Annotated in this window: 19 protein-coding genes; 8 read left to right on the top strand and 11 right to left on the bottom strand. The window is 63.6% G+C overall.

Annotated elements, in window-relative coordinates:
• Window positions 1-67: 67 nt before the first annotated feature.
• Window positions 68-733, bottom strand: coding sequence for a metalloregulator ArsR/SmtB family transcription factor (locus HNP00_RS05810; RefSeq protein WP_184736930.1), 666 nt, complete (start codon window positions 731-733; stop codon window positions 68-70).
• Window positions 734-823: 90 nt separating this feature from the next.
• Here HNP00_RS05810 and HNP00_RS05805 point away from each other — a divergent pair, with 90 nt between their 5' ends.
• The gene (locus HNP00_RS05805; protein ID WP_184736929.1) at window positions 824-1,243 is read left to right on the top strand and encodes a hypothetical protein; all 420 of its coding nucleotides are present in this window, start codon (window positions 824-826) and stop codon (window positions 1,241-1,243) included.
• Window positions 1,244-1,246: 3 nt separating this feature from the next.
• On the opposite strand, the gene HNP00_RS05800 is transcribed toward HNP00_RS05805, so the two are convergent.
• Together HNP00_RS05800 and HNP00_RS05795 are read right to left on the bottom strand one after the other, a co-directional pair.
• Window positions 1,247-1,972 carry a hypothetical protein gene (locus HNP00_RS05800; RefSeq protein WP_260404797.1) on the bottom strand — a complete coding sequence of 242 codons (726 nt, stop codon included), beginning with the start codon at window positions 1,970-1,972 and terminating at the stop codon, window positions 1,247-1,249.
• Window positions 1,973-2,080: 108 nt separating this feature from the next.
• Window positions 2,081-3,046 (bottom strand): YegS/Rv2252/BmrU family lipid kinase, encoded by a 966-nt coding sequence (locus HNP00_RS05795; RefSeq protein ID WP_311770506.1) that lies wholly within the window; start codon window positions 3,044-3,046, stop codon window positions 2,081-2,083.
• 150 nt (window positions 3,047-3,196) lie between these two features.
• Between HNP00_RS05795 and HNP00_RS05790 the strand changes: the two genes are divergently transcribed.
• From HNP00_RS05790 to HNP00_RS05770, 5 genes are all read left to right on the top strand, one after another.
• Complete coding sequence (locus HNP00_RS05790; protein ID WP_184737428.1) at window positions 3,197-4,156, top strand: J domain-containing protein; 960 nt, start codon at window positions 3,197-3,199, stop codon at window positions 4,154-4,156.
• Between the two features lie 43 nt (window positions 4,157-4,199).
• A complete protein-coding gene (locus HNP00_RS05785; RefSeq protein ID WP_184736927.1) occupies window positions 4,200-4,667 on the top strand; it encodes a tRNA (cytidine(34)-2'-O)-methyltransferase in 468 nt (155 codons plus the stop codon).
• Window positions 4,668-4,900: 233 nt separating this feature from the next.
• Window positions 4,901-5,497 (top strand): ECF RNA polymerase sigma factor SigK, encoded by a 597-nt coding sequence (gene sigK / locus HNP00_RS05780; protein ID WP_184737426.1) that lies wholly within the window; start codon window positions 4,901-4,903, stop codon window positions 5,495-5,497.
• 1 nt (window position 5,498) lies between these two features.
• A complete protein-coding gene (locus HNP00_RS05775) occupies window positions 5,499-6,380 on the top strand; it encodes an anti-sigma factor domain-containing protein (RefSeq protein ID WP_184736926.1) in 882 nt (293 codons plus the stop codon).
• Window positions 6,381-6,471: 91 nt separating this feature from the next.
• Window positions 6,472-7,233, top strand: coding sequence for a MerR family transcriptional regulator (locus HNP00_RS05770; RefSeq protein ID WP_184736925.1), 762 nt, complete (start codon window positions 6,472-6,474; stop codon window positions 7,231-7,233).
• A 95-nt stretch (window positions 7,234-7,328) separates the two neighbouring features.
• On the opposite strand, the gene HNP00_RS05765 is transcribed toward HNP00_RS05770, so the two are convergent.
• The 6 genes from HNP00_RS05765 to HNP00_RS05740 form a co-directional block, all read right to left on the bottom strand.
• Complete coding sequence (locus HNP00_RS05765; RefSeq protein ID WP_184736924.1) at window positions 7,329-8,702, bottom strand: gluconate:H+ symporter; 1,374 nt, start codon at window positions 8,700-8,702, stop codon at window positions 7,329-7,331.
• Entirely contained in the window at window positions 8,699-9,244 is a 546-nt protein-coding gene (locus HNP00_RS05760; protein WP_184736923.1) for a gluconokinase, read from the bottom strand. Before HNP00_RS05760 ends, HNP00_RS05765 begins: the two co-directional genes overlap by 4 nt.
• 73 nt (window positions 9,245-9,317) lie before the next feature.
• Window positions 9,318-10,097: a PIG-L deacetylase family protein gene (locus tag HNP00_RS05755; protein WP_184736922.1), complete on the bottom strand. Its 780-nt coding sequence runs from the start codon at window positions 10,095-10,097 to the stop codon at window positions 9,318-9,320.
• 5 nt (window positions 10,098-10,102) lie between these two features.
• Entirely contained in the window at window positions 10,103-11,056 is a 954-nt protein-coding gene (locus HNP00_RS05750; RefSeq protein WP_184736920.1) for an electron transfer flavoprotein subunit alpha/FixB family protein, read from the bottom strand.
• A 15-nt stretch (window positions 11,057-11,071) separates the two neighbouring features.
• Entirely contained in the window at window positions 11,072-11,872 is an 801-nt protein-coding gene (locus HNP00_RS05745) for an electron transfer flavoprotein subunit beta/FixA family protein (RefSeq protein WP_184736918.1), read from the bottom strand.
• Between the two features lie 286 nt (window positions 11,873-12,158).
• Window positions 12,159-13,748 (bottom strand): S1C family serine protease, encoded by a 1,590-nt coding sequence (locus HNP00_RS05740; RefSeq protein WP_184736916.1) that lies wholly within the window; start codon window positions 13,746-13,748, stop codon window positions 12,159-12,161.
• 330 nt (window positions 13,749-14,078) lie between these two features.
• On the opposite strand from HNP00_RS05740, the gene HNP00_RS05735 reads away from it, so the two are divergent.
• Window positions 14,079-16,124, top strand: coding sequence for a TPM domain-containing protein (locus HNP00_RS05735; RefSeq protein WP_184736914.1), 2,046 nt, complete (start codon window positions 14,079-14,081; stop codon window positions 16,122-16,124).
• Between the two features lie 99 nt (window positions 16,125-16,223).
• On the top strand, window positions 16,224-17,012 hold the full coding sequence (locus tag HNP00_RS05730; protein ID WP_184736912.1) for a PspA/IM30 family protein: 789 nt from the start codon (window positions 16,224-16,226) through the stop codon (window positions 17,010-17,012).
• Window positions 17,013-17,089: 77 nt separating this feature from the next.
• Here HNP00_RS05730 and HNP00_RS05725 read toward each other — a convergent pair whose 3' ends face one another.
• Together HNP00_RS05725 and HNP00_RS05720 are read right to left on the bottom strand one after the other, a co-directional pair.
• Window positions 17,090-18,226, bottom strand: coding sequence for an acyl-CoA dehydrogenase family protein (locus HNP00_RS05725; protein ID WP_184736910.1), 1,137 nt, complete (start codon window positions 18,224-18,226; stop codon window positions 17,090-17,092).
• Window positions 18,227-18,278: 52 nt separating this feature from the next.
• Window positions 18,279-19,211 (bottom strand): cytochrome b/b6 domain-containing protein, encoded by a 933-nt coding sequence (locus HNP00_RS05720; RefSeq protein WP_184736907.1) that lies wholly within the window; start codon window positions 19,209-19,211, stop codon window positions 18,279-18,281.
• Window positions 19,212-19,261: the final 50 nt, after the last annotated feature.

Genomic DNA, 19,261 nt, shown 5'->3' with positions numbered 1-19,261 from the left:
ACCCAAGTCTATCGACGGACCGGGATTCAGGCGTCTGCGGGGCCGGACGCCTGCTCGATCCGCTTCCTCAACCCGCCGGGCGGATCCTGGCGCAGCAATGGCCTTCGCGGTTGTCATCGGCGATCCGGTCCTCCGCGATTCCGCACGCGGCGGCCGCTCCGCTGAGGAAGGCGCCGTTCATGGCACAGACGACGTTTGTGTGACCTTCGGCCAGACGGTGGAACGGGCAATTGACCAAGGAGTACCCGCCGTCCTCGTCAGCCTCCGGACGGTAACCGTAGCTCGCGAGAACGTCCAGGAATTGCGGCTCCGCGCTTCCGGCCTCGCGGCCACGCGCATAAGCGGTTTCCAGGAGTGCTTCACGGGGGGAACCTCCCTCCGCCATCAGGTTTTGGATGGCCGAGGCCATCACTTCTCCCGCGAGGTCATAGTGGCGCTCCGGGACCGAGGCGCCAACCTCTTCAATGACTGGCGCGTAGAGCTTTGCAGGGCGCCCGGAACCGGGACCAACTTTGCCACCGAGCTTGCGGAATTCAACGCTCAGGAGCCCGTCCCGGACCAACCGGTCCAGGTGGAAGGAGGCGGTGCTGCGGGGAAGTCCCAGGGCCATCGCGGCGTCGTCGCGACTCACCGCGTGGGTGGCGCCGCAGACGTGTTCGTACAAGCGGCGGCGATTGCCGTCGTCGAGGGATGCGAGGGCGGAAAGTCGACGCAGCCAGGGAAGTCCGGTCATGCATCCAGCTTAACTCTAAAAACAACACTCATTGCTTAATCCCTCCGAACTTTCTAAAATCAAACTATCCACTTTTAGAAAGAAGCAATCATGAAGACTGCACCATCCTCGGCTCAAGTGAAAACCGGATCGCTCACCGCCCTCGATCCCCAGCGGCAGGCATTCCTGCTCCTCCGGACCGTGTTCACGGTGGCGCCGATCATTTTCGGCCTGGACAAGTTCAGCAACCTGCTCACTCACTGGACGATCTACCTGGCTCCCATAGCTACCTCGGTGGTACCGATCTCCGCCCAGACGTTCATGTACATCGTGGGCGTCGTGGAGATTGTGGCCGGCATTGCCGTGGCGGTGCGCCCGCGCTTCGGCTCGCTCCTCGTGGCCGTGTGGCTCCTGGGAATCATCGTGAACCTGCTGGTGCTCGGCAACTTCTTCGACGTCGCCCTCCGAGACTTCGGGCTCCTGGTGGGCGCACTCGCGCTCAACCGCCTGGCCGTGGCCTCGCATCGCTGATGATCAGTTCGACGGCGGCACGAGCGGCAGATGCGCAGCGACGTCGGCCTTTGCGGTACTGAGGGCCTCCGCGGAGCGGCAACTGAACGAAATATAGACGGACGATCCTGCCGTTCCGAACAAACGGGCAAGGATACTGGTGGCCTTGCCTCCGGTTCCCGGTTGCGGGTTGAAGGCCATGACTTCAACGTTCGACGCCGGCTTATCGTTTTCGCTGCCCCAGCCGAGGGTCTCGGTCCGCAGATAGCTGGGCAGGATGGCGGGATCCAGGTAGGTGAACAACGCTTCCGTTGAGGCTTGGTCATCTCCCGGGACCGCCAAGGGGCCCTGATCCACACTGACGCGTGTGGACACGACGCAACCGTCTTTGCGGTCAAAGCGGCTTTCGCCTTGGACGTTGTCCCTGACAATGTGCCATCCTGGAACGTCCCGAAGACCGTCCGAAATCCCCACCGGCACGCCCGCTGCCAACGTACCGCCCGCCTGCAGCGGCATGTCTTTAGCGGCCACTGCCCTGGCATCGTGGCCGGGGGTAATGGTGGGCGTGGCCAGGACAGGTTTACTCGATTCCGGCTGCCTGGCAGCCGGGTCTGGAACGTTGACGCTGCAGGAACACAAAAGTGCGGCAAGCAGCACCGCCCCGGCGGGCAAAGCCCAACCTGGCAATGCCCACCCCGGAGCCTTCACGCCAAGCCAGCCCCGGGCTGCTGTCCGTGCGAAGTTTTTCAAACCGTAGCCCCCATCGGTTCCTGTGTCGGTCGCGGCCAATCCGAGTCTAGCGGCCCGGGTTTCGCGGCCTGCGTTTCGCGGTCCAGGATTCGTGTCTCGCCGCTTCGGTCACGCCAACACCCGCAGGGCCCCCGGAACCACGTCGATGTCCAAGGGAAGGAAACCGATCCGCTCTCCGTCGGCGTAGGCCACCACGTTGTCGGCGGTCAGCCGCACCGAGCGGACCCTGCGGATTTCCACAGCCGGATGCGTGGTGTGCCGTCCGGAGAAGACCTTCGGGAAGACCGCAAGGAAGGCTAGCCGGGACAAAGGCTTGACGATGAACAGATCCAGCAACCCGTCGTCGGGCGCGGCATCCGGGACGATGCGCATTCCGCCGCCAATCGACTGGCCGTTGGCTACCGAAATCAGCATGGCCCCCTCCCGCGAGCTCGCGCCGTCGGCTGTCACGGTGTAGTTGATGGCACGGAACGAACCCAACTCCCGGAGCATCGCCAGCGTGTAGCGAAACGCGCCGCGCGGCCACCGCCAGGAGTTGGCCCGTTCGTTGACGGCGGCGTCGAATCCCGCCGACACAGCGCCGGCAAACCACGTGGTCCGTCCGCCCGCGGTGATGCGGCCTGCGTCGAGCACCCGGCCACCGCCGTCGAGCGCAGAGATCACGCGGGCGCACGACGCCGCAACATCCTGCAAAGGCAGCCCGAGCATTCGGGCTACGTCGTTTCCGGTGCCCACGGGAACGATCCCGAGCGGCAGCCCGGTCCCGGCAAGCGAGTTGACGCCCAAATGGACCATGCCGTCGCCGCCCACCACCACCAAGGCTTCGGTGCCCGCCTGAAGAGCTTCGTCCACCGCTTCCCCCAGTGCGTCCATGCTGTTGCGCCGAAGGACGACGACGTCGAGGCCGGCGGCGCGGAGACAGCGGGCGGCTTCGTCCCCGGCAAGGACGTGCCGGCCAAATGCGGCGGCCGGGTTGACCGCCAGGACAACGCTTCGGCGCGGCGACCCGTTCAGCCCATCGGAGCCGGCGCTTGGTAGGTCAAGGGGATGATTGGGGCCGGCCGGGGAGTTCACAGCATGAATCATGCCACCGGAACGGGCGGGACCCGGGGAACTAAAGCCCAGGCCGCCGTCGTTCTCTTGGTGGGCTGGCTAGACTTGCCAGGACCGCCGCTCCGCACCGGGGCGGCAGGAATCTTCAGAATCCCAGAGAAAGGCCCGTGGTTGGCTCAGGGCAGCAGTTCCCACTATCAGATCCTTCGGGTCCCCGTCACCGCGACGGACAAGGAGATCAAAGTGGCCTACCGAAAGGCCGCGAGGAACGCCCACCCGGACCATGGCGGGGATCCTGAGGTCTTTCGGCAGGTCACGCTTGCGTACGAGACCCTGATTGATCCCCAACGACGCGCGGAGTACGACCGCCGTTATGCCAGTGGTACCTCCGGAAGGGTAGGCCCGCATGCAGCCCAGGGGCCGAACTACGGTTGGGCCGGAGCGCCTGGAGCGGAAACCCGCACCACTACCGGGGTCCACCGGCCGAATGCCCCGCGCAACACAGCAGGCGACGCGCCCGTCTACGTCCCCTCTTTCGATGATCCTCACGAGGTGCCGCTCCTCTCCAAGGGTGAGGCCGCCCTACAGATCCACGGGATGCCCCGGAAGCGTGGAATCTTCGGCGCCGAAGCCCGCATTCAGCGCGAAATGCGGACAGTCCAGCTCATCAGCCGCCAAATCCTGCCGACCATTCCCGCAGCCCGGCTTATCAATGGGCTCCTCTCCCCTTCGGACAACAACCATATCGATCACGCCCTGCTTTCCGGTTACCGATTGGCGTTGATCGGTTCCATGCTGCTGCCCAAGGGCGCGTATGCCTGGGACGGGATAGCGCTCAAGCACGGCGGGCGTTCGGTGCCACCGCCGCAGCTCGAGCTGATCGTCCGCCACATGCAGGAGATCTTCCCTGAGCTGAATGTGACGGGCTGGGTGGTAGTCCACAGCCCTGACGGCAACCCGCACGAGCCCGTCATCGACCATTACCGGCGGACAGACGGAGACTTCGGGTCGGTGCAGATCGTCAACGCTTCCGGACTGGCCCGCGGCCTGAAACAATTCCTGAGCTCCGGCCCTGTGCCCAACACGGTGGTTGTCCCGGTGCTCGCACGGCTGTTGCGGGGCATGCACTGAGCTCTCGGCCCAAGCCGGCACTTCCGCTGGCTAGGATTGGTACGTGTTCCGCATCCTCTTCCATACTCCTGAAATCCCGGGCAACACGGGAAACGCCATCCGGCTCGCCGCCATCACCGGCGCGGAGCTCCACCTGGTGGAGCCGCTGGGCTTCGACTTCTCCGACGCGAAGCTACGCCGGGCGGGGCTCGACTACCACGACCTCGCGGTTGTCACTGTGCACAAGGACATCGAGGCAGCTTGGGCGGCTTTGCAGCCCGAGCGCGTCTTCGCTTTCACGTCCGACGGCGAATCCTCCTATACGGACATCGCTTACCAGGAAGGTGATGTGCTGCTCTTCGGTCCGGAATCCGTCGGCCTTCCGGACTGGCTGAAGCAGGACCCGCATGTCACCGCCCGCGTCCGGCTCCCGATGCTGCCGTCGCTCCGCTCTTTGAACCTGGCCAACGCCGCCTCCATTGCTGTGTATGAAGCTTGGCGTCAACACGGCTTTGCCGGGGCGCGGCTCTAGTAGCTTGCTTTAGCAGCTCGAACAATCCGCAGGGTCGCGGCTGCGCCTCCCATCCAAGCCACCCGCTGCACCGAATACTCAGTGCAGGCATAAACATCCTGCGCAGACATTTGGCCTTTGAAGCAAAGTGCCTGGATTGCGGCTGACTGTGGAAGGGGGCGCACGTGACTACTCTCAAAACTCGCAGTGCCTCTGGTGCTGCCGGGGTCATCAGCAACCTATGCTGGACGGTGATGGATACACCGACTGCGAGCGGCCCGGAGGCCCCAGGCCTCATTGCCGGTTCCAATGCGCAGCTCGCGGAATTGCTGGGGCTAATGGCCGACGGCGACCGGGCAGCCTTCAGCGAGTTCTACCGGCTCACGGCGCGGAGGGTATTCGGCATGGCCAAGCGCGTGTTGGTGGACCCAGGCCTGAGCGAAGACACCACGCAGGAAGTGTTCATCCAGGTCTGGCAGAATGCGGCGAAATTCGATCCCGACGCCGGCAGTCCCCTCGCATGGCTCATGACCGTCACGCACAGGCGTGCGATCGACCGCGTCCGTTCGGCCCAGTCGGCCACGGACCGCGAAGCGAAGTACGGTGCCGCGAGCCAGCACCTTGACCACGACTCCGTGGAAGAGGAAGCCACCAGCAGGCTTGAGGCCGAGGCCGTTACCCGGTGCCTTGGTACCCTCACGGAAACGCAATGGGAATCCGTGCGGCTCGCGTACTACGGCGGGCTCACCTACAAGGAAGTTTCCGAGCAACTCGGCGCCGCGATTCCCACCATCAAATCCCGCATCCGCGATGGACTCCTCCGACTCAAGACTTGCCTGGCGGTGAGCTGATATGACCGACCACGACGACAACAAGCAGAAAATCGCTAAGGACGGTTACCTCCGCAGGATGTTCGCCACCGACATAGCCAGCGATCTTGCCGAAGGAAGGGTCTTGGAGCTTGCCGAGATCTACGCCCTTGACGCGCTGAGCGATGCCGAGCGCGCAGAAATCGATCACTACCTTGCCACCGCGCCCGAACGCTCGGCGTTCCTTGACCGGGTCAGGCAGACGCGGGAAACGCTCGCCACCGCCTTCACGGACGAGGCCGAACCCCGGGCCGGGCTGTTGCAGGGCATTCTGCTGCAACTCCCGGACCAAGCACGTGTGGCACCCGCCCCTTCCTCGATTGCCGAAGCTTCAGCTAGCGCACCAACGCCCGCAGCGACAGAACCGTCTCCGGGCGTCGTGGACCTCGCAACGGCCCGGGACCGACGGGATCGGCGACGCTTCGGCGGCGTCCGTGGCTGGGTGGCGGCCGCCGCGGCGGCCGCGGTGATTGCCCTTGGCGGGGTGGGCGTGGGCGTCTACGTGGCCGGTCAGAACGATCCCGTGAACCAGGTCCTCCAGGCCAGCGATGTCCGGCAAGCCACGGTCAATGTCAATGGTGGCGGCACTGCCACTGTGTCTATTTCCAGCTCGAAGAATGCGGTAGTGGTCCGCATGAACGGAGTTCCTGCTCCCCCCGCGGGCAAGGTCTATCAGATGTGGCTTATTCCGAAAGACGGCTCCGACCCCGTGTCCCAGGGACTCATGGATGCTGAAGCCCTGAGTCATCCGACAGTGGTCTCGGGCATTTCCAGTGCGACGGCCATTGGTATCACCGTGGAACCCGAGGGTGGCTCCAAGAAACCGACACTCCCCACCGTTGCAGCAGCGCCTCTCACGTCATAGCTGGGGCCGCGCAATGACAGAGGTATACGGCGACCAGTTCAACAGCAACAGGACTTGACCTTGACGTAGCGTCAACTTCTACGCTGGATGCATGAAGCAGGAAAAAGCCGGTGCCTGGACCATTTCCGAAGTGGCGAAAGCCAGCAAGGTCTCCTCACGGACTTTGCGGCACTACGACCAACTCGGACTATTGGAGCCCGCGCATACCGGGCACAACGGCTACCGCTACTACGGTCAGCCTGAGCTGTTGCGCCTGCAGCGCATCCTCCTGCTTCGTGAACTTGGCCTTGGGCTCGAGACCATCGGCGAAGTTCTGGACGGCCAGGCCGATCCTGCGGAGGCACTTGCAGTGCACAGGAACTGGCTGCTGGCCGAGCGCGACCGCCTTGACCGGATGTCACGGACGGTCGACGCCACTATCGCAGCACTACGTCAAGGAGAAACCATGACCGCGGAGAATATCTTCAAGGATTTCGATAACAACCCCTACGAAGCGGAGGCGCGCGAGCGCTGGGGCGATCGGGCTGTCGACGAGAGCAACGCCCGTCACTCGGAGATGACACCGGCCCAAAAGCAGGCCTTCATGGAAGAGTATGCGGCCCTGAACCAGGATCTCGCCCGTTGCTTCGACGCCGCCCTTCCAGCGGACCACCCCGACGTCCAAGCCGCCGTGGACCGGCACTACAAGTGGATTTGCGCGAGTTGGACACCGAACGCCGGATCGTATGTGGGCTTAGGCCAGATGTATGTGGACGATCCCCGGTTCACCTCGAACTACGACAACGTCCGTGTCGGGTTGGCGCCCTACCTGCTGGAAGGTATCAAGGTCTACGCAGCGGAAAAACTCAGTTAGGGCATTCCTGCTGAAAAGAGCGACGGCGGCCCGTCTCCCCCGTGTCAACTACTGGGGAGGCGGGCCGCCGTCGTACTTGCCGCTAGGCAGTCCGGCTAAATGATCAGCGAGAGCACCATGATGAAGGCGAAGCCGACCAGCGAAATCAGCGTCTCCATCACGGACCATGTCTTGAACGTCTGCCCGACCGTCAGGCCGAAAAGTTCCTTCACGAGCCAGAAGCCAGCGTCGTTGACGTGGGACAGGAAGAGCGAACCGGCACCGATCGCCAAGGCGAGCAGCGCGGCGTGCGTCGGACTCAGGCTGCTGGCCAGCGGAGCCACAATGCCGGCTGCCGTCACAGTAGCAACTGTTGCCGAGCCCGTCGCCAGGCGCAGCGCAACCGCCACGATGAAGCCAAGGACAAGGACAGACATGTTGGCGCCCTCTGCCCATTTCTTCACGGCGTCGCCCACGCCGGCACCGATCAGGGTCTGCTTGAAGCCACCACCGGCGCCGACGATCAGCAGGATGGCGGCGATCGGACCGAGGCTGGCGCTCAACTTGGCCGTGATCTTGCTGCCGGTGAAGCCCACGGTGTAGCCGAACGTCACCATCGCGGCGAGCACGGCCAGGGTCATGGCCACAAGCGGCTGGCCAATGAAGTCCAGGACGGTGCGGATCATGGGCGCATGTGCGGCGTCGGGCCAGACGATGTCCGCCACGGCCTTCAGGAGCATGAGTACCACCGGGAAGATGATGGTCAGCAGCGTGACGATGAAGCTGGGCTGGCGCTTGACTTCGCTGAGGTCGACGGCGTGTGTGGTGTCGACGCCGCCGGCTACGGCGGGTGCGTCAACGGGAACCCAGCGTGCGGCCAAGTTGGAGAACAGCGGACCGCAAATGATCACCGTCGGGATGGCGACCAGGAGTCCCAGTGCCAACGTGGTTCCCAGTTCGGCCTTCACCGCGCTGATGGCGATGAGGGGTCCCGGGTGCGGCGGCACGAGGCCGTGCAGCACGGACAGGCCGGCGAGGGCAGGGATGGCGATGCGCATGAGCTTCATCTTGGAGCGCTGGGTGACCAGGACGATCACCGGCAGGAGCAGGACAAGGCCGATCTCGAAGAACATCGGCAAGCCGATGATGACCGCCACCAAGGTCATCATCCAGACGACCCTATTGCCCTTGGCCTTCTCCAGCAGCGTGTCCACGACCCTGTTGGCACCGCCGGAGTCCGCCAGGAGCTTGCCCAGCATGGCGCCGAGGGCGATCAGAATGCCGACTTCCTTGAGGACGCCGCCCACGCCGTCTTCGAAGTTACTGATGACTTTGTCGAGCCCCACACCCGAGGCAAGACCGACGAACGCCGAGCCGAGCACCAGGGAAAGGAAGGGGTGGACCTTGAATTTCGCGATCAGCAGGACAATCAGCGCAATGCCGATCGCCGCGACCACGAGGAGCTGGGTATCGTGCCCGGTCCAGTTCACGCTGCGCCACCTACCGAGTTGGCTTGCTGTGCCTCGAGGCCCAGCCGTTCGATGATTTCGTCCGCCTCTTCCGATGGAGAAGCGGATACGCACAGCGAGATGTGGTTCTCATCCTCCGTGGGCTCCTCCAACGCATCGAACTGGGATTCCAGTAGCGAGGGAGGCATGAAGTGTCCGTGGCGCGACGCCAGTCGGTCGGAAATCTTGTCCTTGCTGCCCTGGAGGAAGACGAACACCACACCCTCGCCGCGCAGGACGTCACGGTAGCGCTTCTTCAAGGCCGAGCACGTGATGATGCCCGGCTTTCCAGCCGCCGTGCGCTCCTTGATCCAATGGGCAATGATGTCCAGCCACGGCCAACGGTCCTCATCGCTGAGTGCGTGCCCTGCCTGCATCTTTGCCACGTTCGCTTCGGGGTGCAGGTCGTCGCCTTCGGCGAGGTCCCAACCCAGCCGGCCGGCCAATACGCCTGCCACTGTCGATTTGCCGGAACCGGAGACGCCCATGATCACCAGTACCGGTTGCTGTGCAGTCTTCGCCATCAAAGTCTGCCTTCCTCAATTAAATATGATTTAAACGAGAACAGCATATGACACAGGTTACATTTCGGCAATTTCAGAATCCGGCGATCGTTCCTGAACCGTTGACTTCCACCACGTGGAACGCCTCGGCACCGTGCCCGGCAGGCAGCCCGGCGCGCGAGGCATTCCGCTGCAGCATGCCCCGGACAGCGCGTTCCATGCCCTCAAGATCGGGATGCTGGCTCGCATGGATCCGGATCGCGGCGAGCTTGGCGTCAATGTGCCCTGTGACGTCCACGAAATAGTTCTCACGGGCTTCGGGACCGGCGAAGAGCCACAGCCATGGCAGTTTGAAGGCCTCGAGACCGGCTTCCGCCAGTTCAGGGTAGGCGAAGGGGTTCTCAAGCGCGGGGTACACGGCGCGGGTCACGATCTCCCCCACGGCAAGGTGGTCCGGGTGGCTTTTCTGAATCCGGTCCCAGTTGCGTTCCGGGTGCATGGCCAGGACCACGTCGGGACGGATTTCGCGGATCAGCTTCACTACTTGCCTGATGACTTCATGCGTCGGTTCCAGGTAGCCATCACGCTCGTGGAGGTAGTGCAGGTCCGTCACGCCGACGAGGGCCGCGGCTTGTCTTTGCTCCTCTGCGCGCATGGCAATGATCTCTTCGCGGTGGGCAGGATCGAAGCCTCCGGCGTCGCCGTCGGTCATGATGCAGTAACTGACCTCGACGCCGGCGGCGGTCCAGGCCGCGATGGTGCCGGCCGCGCCGAAGTCAATATCGTCCGGGTGGGCAGTAAAACAAAGCACCCGCTCAACAGACTCCGTGGAGGCGTTGAACGGGCTCTTTGCCGACGTAGCGTCAGGAGACAAAGGGATCAGCCTTTCCGCTTCTTGATCTCTTCGGTGGCCTGCGGAACAACCTTGAAGAGGTCACCGATGATGCCGAAATCGGCAATTTCGAAGATCGGCGATTCTGCGTCCTTGTTAATCGCGACGATGACCTTGGAGGTCTGCATGCCGGCCTTCTGTTGGATGGCCCCGGAGATGCCCGCCGAGATGTAGAGCTGCGGGGAAACGGTCTTGCCCGTCTGACCTACCTGGTAGTCATGGCCGATCCAACCCGCATCCGTGGCGGCACGGGATGCGCCGACCGCCGCGCCCAGGGCATCGGCCAGTTCTTCCAAGGGGCCGAAGTCGCCGTCGACGCCGCGTCCGCCGGCAACGACGATCCGGGCTTCAGTCAGCTCGGGACGGCCGCTGGCCGGCTTTTCGGCGCGCCCGGTAATCCGTGCGGCGGCAGCCGTGGCATCCGCCGGGACGTCAATGGTCACGGTTTCAGGCGTGCTTGCCGCAGCCGCGGCCTCGACGTCAACGCTGTTCGGCTTGACCGTGAGCACGGCGACGGCGGTGCGCGCCTTCGCCGTGGTGGTGTAGGAGCCGGCCAGGACCGACTTGTGGGCCGTGCCATCGGCGTCGACCCCCACAACATCGGTGATGACGCCGGCGTTGAGCTTCACGCCAAGGCGGGCTGCGATTTCCTTGCCATCCGCCGTGTTCTCCAGCAGGACAGTTTCGGCCCCGGAGGCAGCAACCGCGGCGGCAAGGTATGCGGCTTTCGGCGCAACCAAATAGTCGTCCAGGTCCGTCGCGGATGGCCGGTAGAGAAGTGAGGCTCCGTGCGCCCCCAAGGCGGCGGCAACGTCCTCGTTCAGTTCGCCGTTGAAGGCGACTGCCGCTTCCCCGAGGGAACGGGCGATCGTCAGGAGTTCGAGGCTGCTCTTCTTGAGCGCCGCTCCCGGGTTGTCAATGAATACAAGTGCTTTTGCCATGTGTCTGGAATCCTCTTAGAGCAGCTTCTGGGCGGCCAGGAACTCAACCAGCTTGATGCCGGCGTCGCCTTCGTCAGTGATGATGGTGCCCGCTGTGCGCGGCGGACGCGCCTCTGCGGTCTCGACGGCGGTCAGCGAACCCGCGGCGCCTACCTGTGCCGCATCGACGCCGATGTCGGCCAGGGTGAGCGCCGCGATCTTCTTCTTTTTGGCGGCAAGGATGCCCTTGAAATTGGGGTACCGGGGCTCGTTGATCTGGTCCGTCACGGACACCAAAGCCGGCAAGGTTGCCTCGACCGTGTCCGAGTGGGCATCGCCATCGCGACGGGCGACGACGCGTTCGCCGTTGACGTCCAAGGAAGAAGCAAAGGTGACCTGCGGCAGCCCGAGCCGCTCGGCGAGCTGGGCGGGAACCAAGGACGTTTCGCCGTCGGTCGAGGCCATACCCGTCAGGACAAGGTCCACCGGTGCGTCTGTCCCGAGATACCGGATTGCCGCGGCGAGGGCCAGCGAGGTGGCGGCGGCATCGGAACCGGCCAAAGCGTCATCGCTCAAATGCGCGCCCGACGAGGCTCCGATCTGCAAGGACTTCTTGACGGCGTTTACGGCGCCGGCGGGACCCATGCTCAAGGCGATGACCTCGTTGCCCGCCTTCGCACCTCCGCGGGCCTCGCTGAGCTGCAGCGCGGCTTCAAGCGCATACTCGTCCAGTTCGGAGAGGATGCTCTCGTCACGGTCCGTCGTGTTGCCTGGGCCTGTGAGGTGTCGGTCGAACTGCGCGTCCGGGACGTGCTTGACCAGAACAACAATCTTCAATGTGTCTCCCACTGTGTTCGAGGCAGCCTTCCATACTCGGGGATGGCCAGCAGCTGGCGGCATGGCCAAGAGTGCCCAGCGTAAGGGCTCGTCCTAGCTAAGCATATTGCGGGAGAAGTCGGGCAACGCCGGGTGCCCGCGTTAACTCCTGTTTCACGGACGACTCCCCGCGATGGCGCAGTAAAGCGCCCGACGACGGCGGGCGGCACCGCTTGTGGTGCCGCCCGCCGACGTCGACCGCTAGGTTCTTGCCCGGTTGGAACCTGCCGTTACTGCGCTGCTTCTGTTAAGGGGCAGCGTCCAGGGTCACATCGAGTTCCTGGGACTGGCCGCCGCGTTGGATGGTCACCTTGACCGTTGCACCTGCCGGCTGCTCACGAACGGCCGCGGTGAGCTGTTCAGGATCAGTGATATCCATGCCGGCGAACTTGGTCACGACGTCACCCACCTTGAGCCCGGCCTTCGCAGCCGCGGAGCCCTGGGTCACACTTGCCACTTCCGCGCCCACCGAGAACCCGTCGGCGCTTCCCGTGGCCGACTTGGGCTGCACGCTGACACCGAACTGCCCGTGGGTGGCCTTGCCCGACTTGATGATTTCATTAGCAATACGTTTCGCGTTATTGATGGGGATGCTGAAGCCTACGCCGATGTTGCCGCTGGACGAAGACGAGGAATTGCTGCCGCCAGCGGAGGCGATCGCCACATTGACGCCGATGACCTCGCCCTTGGTGCTGACAAGCGCCCCACCGGAGTTGCCCGGGTTGATGGCCGCGTCGGTCTGGATCACGTTGAGCGACACCGTGCCTTGGCTAGCGCTGCGCTGGCTCTGGCTGCCGTTGGGAGGAGCGAACTCGAACCCACCTTGGCCGCCACCTTGAGAGTTGTCCGAGCCACCGTTGGGAACAGCGGAGGACGCCACGCTGATGGTGCGGTTGAGGGTGGACACGATGCCGTCCGTGACGGTGCCCGGCAGGCCAAGCGGGGCACCGATGGCGACGGCGGTGTCCCCTACGTTGATCTTGCTCGAGTCACCGAGCGTAGCCGGCACCAGCCCCGAAGCGTTGTCCACCTTGATGACGGCGAGGTCCGACAGTGGGTCGGTACCGACGACGGTGGCCTTCATGACACGTCCATCGCTCAATCGCACTTCAATCGCGGCGTTGGCGCTGGCACCGTCGAGGGTCACCACATGGGTGTTGGTCAGGATGTGTCCCTGATCATCGAGGATGATGCCCGAACCCGTGCCGCCCTGGCTGCCGCTGGAGGCCATGATGGTCACGACGCTGGGCGAAGCCTTGGCTGCTGCTGCCGTGATGGCGTTGACGTCGTCCTTGTTATTGACGATCACCGTTCCCGTCTGGCTGCTGCTCGCCGCGACCGGGGTCCGGCTGCCGAACAACTGATCGCTGGCAGCCACCACGCCGCCGCCCACCAGCCCTGCCGCGAGGATGCTGGCCACCAAGGTCCCGACGCCGAAGACGGGCTTGCGTTTGGGGCCGGCCGCCGGGCCGCCCGGGTGGGCCGCCCCCATCTGATGGCCGGGGCCGGCTGCAGGGAACTGCTGGGTGGGATAGTGCTGAGCGGGATTCGGCCCACCGTAGAAAGGCTGGTGCTGCGGATAGTGGTGCCCCTGGCCTGCGGGGTAGTCCGGGCGCTGGGGTTCCGCATGCTGCAGCGCCGCGCTGTGCTGGGGGGCGCCGTACCGTGGCGGGTTGCTCTGGGCCGTGAAATCCTGACCCGGCTGGTATGCCGGCAGCGGGGCCGTAGGCTGGGAATTGATTTGCTTGTCCCCCTCCGCCTTGCCGTTGCTCTCAAGACCATGGTTCTCGGGGCCATTGTTCTCAGGCGCGGCGCCCTGTGCTGGGTTCTCCGTCATGGGACTTCCTTTCTTCCTCGTCCCCTTAACTATCGTCGCTCTTGCTGGATCAAGAGTCGACGTTCGCTGGGAGCTTGCTGAACGCGGGCATCGGAACTGTCCCCGCCCACGAATAGCCTGGCTAGCCCCCTCAACGCTGGAGAAGGGCAGATCTCTCCCCGTTTCGCTGGCGGCATATTTACCGCTGTGGACGCTCCAAAAGGTGCACCATAGTATCAAGTGGAATTGCCACAGCGACCTGCGGCTTGACAACCATGCGTGGGGGCGCTGATGCATTCTGTTTCGATTGTTCCGGCCCGGACCAGTCGCAGACGTGCTGAAGGGTTGCACATGCGGTCAATGTTGAAACGTGTACTCGCCGTCATCGGCCTGGCTGGAATGCTGGCCCTTCCGGCCGCTGCAGCCTGGGCAGCCGACCCGGTGACTATCCCGTCCGGCCAGAACATCACCGACGACGCCGGCGTCTTTCACGACAAGACTGCCGTTCAAAACGCCATAAAGTCCCTTTACAACGACCACAAGTTCAATCTGTACGTGGTCACCGAAAAGACGTTCACCAACCCGAGTACGCCCCAGGACTGGGGCAATGCGGTGGCCAAGAAGAAGTCCTTCGGATCCACGGACGTCTTGTTGGCCATCGCCACGGACGCGGGCCAAATAAATATCACCCGTGGCCCTGGCAGCAAAATCACTGATTCCCAACGCGACGACATCAAAAACGCGGTGCTTGCAAACCTTATCCAGAATAAGAAGAACTACGACCAAGCCGTGATTGATGGCGCCAAGGCCATAGGCGACACCCAGAATTCCGGTGCTGGTACTGCGGTGCTGGTCGGCGCCGGCGTCGTGGCGGCTGGTGGCGTCGGCACGTACCTGTACTTCCGCAACCGCCGCAAGAAGAGCCAGGCATCCAGTGCCAGCTACGGCCCGCAGGGAGAGCAGCTCGATCCCCTGGCTTCTTTGAGCATCGCGGAATTGCGGCGCAAATCCGGCTCCCTGATCATCGAAGCTGATGACACCATCAAGTCCAGCGAGCAGGAGCTCGGCTTCGCCCAAGCGCAATACGGCGATGCCGCCGTCGGGAACTTCACCAAAGCTTTGCTGGAAGCAAAGAACCACATGACCGAATCCTTCAAGCTGCAGCAGCAGCTCGATGACCACATCCCGGACACCGAAGAGCAGCAACGCAATTGGCTCGGCGAGATTATCCGGCGCTCGGAGGCCGCCCTAGAGTCGCTGCGCGAGCAGAAGGCCGATTTCGATTCCCTGCGTGAACTTGAGAAGAACGCGCCCCAGGCTTTGGCGGCCGTTGCTGCCGGCGCCAGCGAAGCCGAAGCGAAGATCAGCAGTGCCGAACAATCCCTCAACGGCCTGCGGGAAAAGTACGCAGACAGTGCGCTCGGCCACGTGAGCGACAACATCACGCAGGCCAAGGACCGGCTTGCCTTCGTTCAGAACGCAACAAATACAGCCCAAGGGAAGCTGGCGGCGGGTGAAAGCAGCCTTGCCGCCGTGGCCGTCCGCGCCGCGGAAGAGGGCCTGCACCAGACCAACGTCCTGATCGACGCGATCTCCAAGGTAGCGGGCAGCCTCGACGAAGCCCGGAATTCGCTGGAAGGCGCGGTGGTGGAGACCAGCCAGGACCTTGCACAGGCCAAGGCGATGATCCAGTCCGGCGAGCACCCGGAACTGGCTGGTCCAGTGGCCGGAGTCGAAGCCGCCCTGGCGCAGGTCAAAACCGAAATCCAGGGCGGGAAGATCGACCCCATCGCCACCTTGGACCGGGTGGAGAAGGCACACCAGGCCTTGGACCAGTCCCTCGCCGGAATCCGCGATCAGCAGGAACAGGCGCGGCGTGCACAAGCGTCGCTTCAGCAGACCATCATGGCGGCGCAATCCCAGATCAGCGCTACCTCGGACTACATCGCGGCTCGACGCGGCGGCGTAGGCACCGAAGCCCGCACCCGCTTGGCTGAGGCGCAACGGAATCTTGACTACGCCCTGTCCATTTCCCGCAATGACCCGGTCACCGCGCTCACGTACGCCCAGCAGGCGCAGGCCCTCGCGGCACAAGCCGCGCAACTGGCACAGTCCGACGTCGATCAATTCGGCGGCTTCGCCAACCAGGGCTACGGCCGCGGAGGATTGTTCGGCGGCGGAGGCAATGGCGGCGGGCTCGGCGGAGCGATCCTCGGCGGCATCCTCATCAACTCCATACTCCACGGCGGCGGAGGCGGCTGGGGCGGCGGAAACAACGACGGCGGAGGCGGCGGTGGATTCTTCGGCGGCGACTCCGGCGGCGGAGGAGGCTTCTTCGGTGGCGACGGCGGCGGTGGCGGCTGGGGCGGCGACTCCGGTGGAGACGGGAGCTTCTAGCTCCCAAAGACTAGGTGGGGGCCGGTCCCCACGTAGAGCGGTACAAGAACTGATCACTGGATTCAGTGGGCACCACTGAGCAGGACGAAAGGCAACACCATGGTTAAGCAGTCCATTTTCGGGCGGATCGCACAGCTCGCCAAGGCGAACATCAATGCCTTGCTCGACCAAGCTGAGGACCCGCAGAAGATGCTGGACCAGATGGTCCGCGACTACTCGAACAACATCGCCGAGGCCGAGTCCGCCGTAGCCCAGACCATCGGCAATCTCCGCATGCTCCAGGCCGACTACAACGAGGACGTCAAGAACGCCCAGGACTGGGGCAACAAAGCCCTTGCCGCCTCCCGCAAGGCGGACGAGTACCGGGCTACCGGAAACGCCGCCGACGCCGTGAAGTTCGACAACCTTGCCAAGGTGGCCATCCAGCGCCAGATGTCGGCCGAGAACGAGGCGAAGTCCGCCGAGCCCAATATCGCTTCCCAGTCGGAGGTTGTGGACAAGCTCAAGAGCGGGCTGGACCAGATGAAGGGCAAGCTTAACGAACTCACCAGCAAGCGCAATGAACTGGTTGCCCGCTCCAAGACGGTTGCTGCGCAGACGCAGGTGCACGATGCCCTCAAGAGCATCGACATCATGGATCCCACCAGCGAAGTTGGCCGCTTCGAGGAGAAGATCCGCCGCGAAGAGGCCAAGGTACTCGGCCAGCAGGAGCTTGCCGCTTCCAGCCTGGACGCACAGTTCAACCAGCTTGAGGACCTGGGTGAGCAGACGGAAATCGAGGCTCGCCTGGCGGCCTTGAAGTCCGGCAGCTCGAAGGCCGCGATCGGCGCAGGCGCTACCGCTTCGGAGGATGACACTGTGGACGAAGCCGACTTCGACAAGCTCTGATCCCACCAAAAGAATGGCCGGACCTCTCCCGTGAACTGCTCACCGAGAGGTCCGGCCATTCGTGCTTGCGGCATGCTTTAGGCCCCCACGGCAAGCCGCCCGACGATCAGCCGCATGATTTCATTGCTGCCTTCCAGGATCTGGTGGACGCGCAGGTCCCTGGCGATCTTCTCCAGGCCGTACTCGGACAAGTATCCGTAGCCCCCATGCAGCTGGATGGCCTTGTTTGCCACGTTGAAACCGGCATCAGTGGCGACGCGCTTGGCCATCGCGCACAACCTCACGGTGTCCGGGGCGCCGCGGTCCAAGGCATCAGCCGCCCGGAGGATCAACGTCCTGGCGGTTTCGAGTTCCGTATCCATGTCGGCGATATCAAACAGCAGGGACTGCTGGTTGATGAGCGGCCCGCCAAAAGCCGAGCGGGACTTGAGGTAGGCGATGGACTTGTCCAGCGCCGCTTGGCCGCCTCCCACGGAACAGGCGCCCATATTGACCCGGCCGCCGTTGAGGCCCTTCATGGCGATGCCGAACCCGCTGCCTTCCTCGCCGAGACGGTTGGCCACGGGGACCCGGACATCTTCGAAGATGACCTGTCGTGTGGGCTGGGCATTCCACCCCATTTTCTTTTCGTTCGGGCCGAAGGACAGGCCCGGCGCTTCCGCAGGCACCACGATTGCGGTGATGCCCTGGCTGCCCGTGTCCGCAGTCCGCGCCATGACCACATAGATGCTGGAAACGCCGGCTCCCGAAATGAACTGTTTGGTTCCATTAAGAACGTAGCTGTCGCCGTCGAGCACTGCTTTGGTGCTCAGTGCGGCAGCGTCGGAGCCCGCTCCCGGCTCGGTGAGGCAATAGCTGCCCAGGGCCTCCATGGACGCAAGCTGCGGCACCCACCGGGCCCGCTGCTCATCGTTGCCGAAAGCGTCGATCATCCAGACCACCATGTTGTGGATGGAGATGTACGCCGCGATGGTGGGGTCGGCCTTGGATAATTCCTCAAAGATCAGGGCAGCATCCGTGCGGGTGAGCCCTGAGCCGCCGAACTCTTCCCGGACATAGATGCCGCCCATGCCGAGCGTGCCGGCTTCCTTCAGGACATCCACGGGGAAGTGCTTGGTCTCGTCCCACTCGGCGGCGTGCGGGGCAATGGCCGTTGTGGCGAAGTCGCGCACCATCTCCACCACCGCTTGCTGGTCCTCTGTGAGCTCGAACATTGGCACTCCTTTTCCCGGGTTGTCCGGTCTTTTTCTAGCTATCCGTTGCGGTTTATTTGCTGACTTTCCCCATGAGGGAGGCGACAGGGCGAAGGAACAACGGTCTCGCGAGGAACCATGCCCCCACAATCACCAGGAGGGACACGGCGAATATGCCGAAACCAACCCAGTTGATGTCGTCGCTGCTGCCGTACATGTGGTTCAGGTTGCGCAGCGCCCCGGTGGCGAGCACCAAGGTGACGTGAACGATGGTGAAGAGCACGAAGTACACCATCACGGGGAAATGCACCGCACGGGCCAGCTCGATGGGATAGATCTTGTTCACGGTGCCGGCCTTCTTCGACCATGCCGACGACGTGCGAAGGCCGGTGATGATGGCCAGCGGGGCCGCGATGAAGACTGTGACGAAGTAGGTCAATAACTGCAGGGCGTTGTAATTGACCCAGCCGTCTTCGGTGGGCCAGTTCAGGGACGCGTACTGGAGGGCCGCGGAAATCGCGTTCGGGAACACGTCCCAACTCGTCGGGATGATCCGCATCCATTGCCCGGTGGCAAAAATCACGATGATGAAGACGATGCCGTTCAGCACCCACAGTGCATCCAGCGTCAGGTGGAACCAGAGGTCCAGGCTGATCTTGGTTGGCGCGTTCTTGGTCCGGATGAATCCTGTGTTGTTGCGGGTCCATTGGGCCGGAGGCCGCTTGGCTGTGCGGACCTGCCAACCTGAACGGACGATGAGCACCATGAAGAAGACGTTCAGGAAGTGCTGCCACCCGAGCCAAGCCGGGAACCCTACGGGTGCACTCTCGGGGAGGCTGGAAGCACCCGGATAGTCATGCAAGAACGACTGCACACCCGACAGACCGGTCAACCATTTGGCCAACAAGACAATGAGCAAAAGTACAACCAGCACACCGGGAACCACCCAGAGGGGTTGGGACCACTTGCTTTTGGCTGCTGTCGACTTTTTCGCGGGGGTGGACATCTTCTCAGACACCTCTCGGAAGAACTTTGCAATCACGGACGCATCAAGCT

Origin of the sequence: Arthrobacter sp. AZCC_0090 (assembly GCF_014207375.1) — a bacterium.
In the GTDB taxonomy this organism is placed as follows: domain Bacteria; phylum Actinomycetota; class Actinomycetes; order Actinomycetales; family Micrococcaceae; genus Arthrobacter.
The sequence above is the reverse complement of the archived record's forward strand: the minus strand, read 5'-3'. Positions and strand labels throughout refer to the sequence as shown.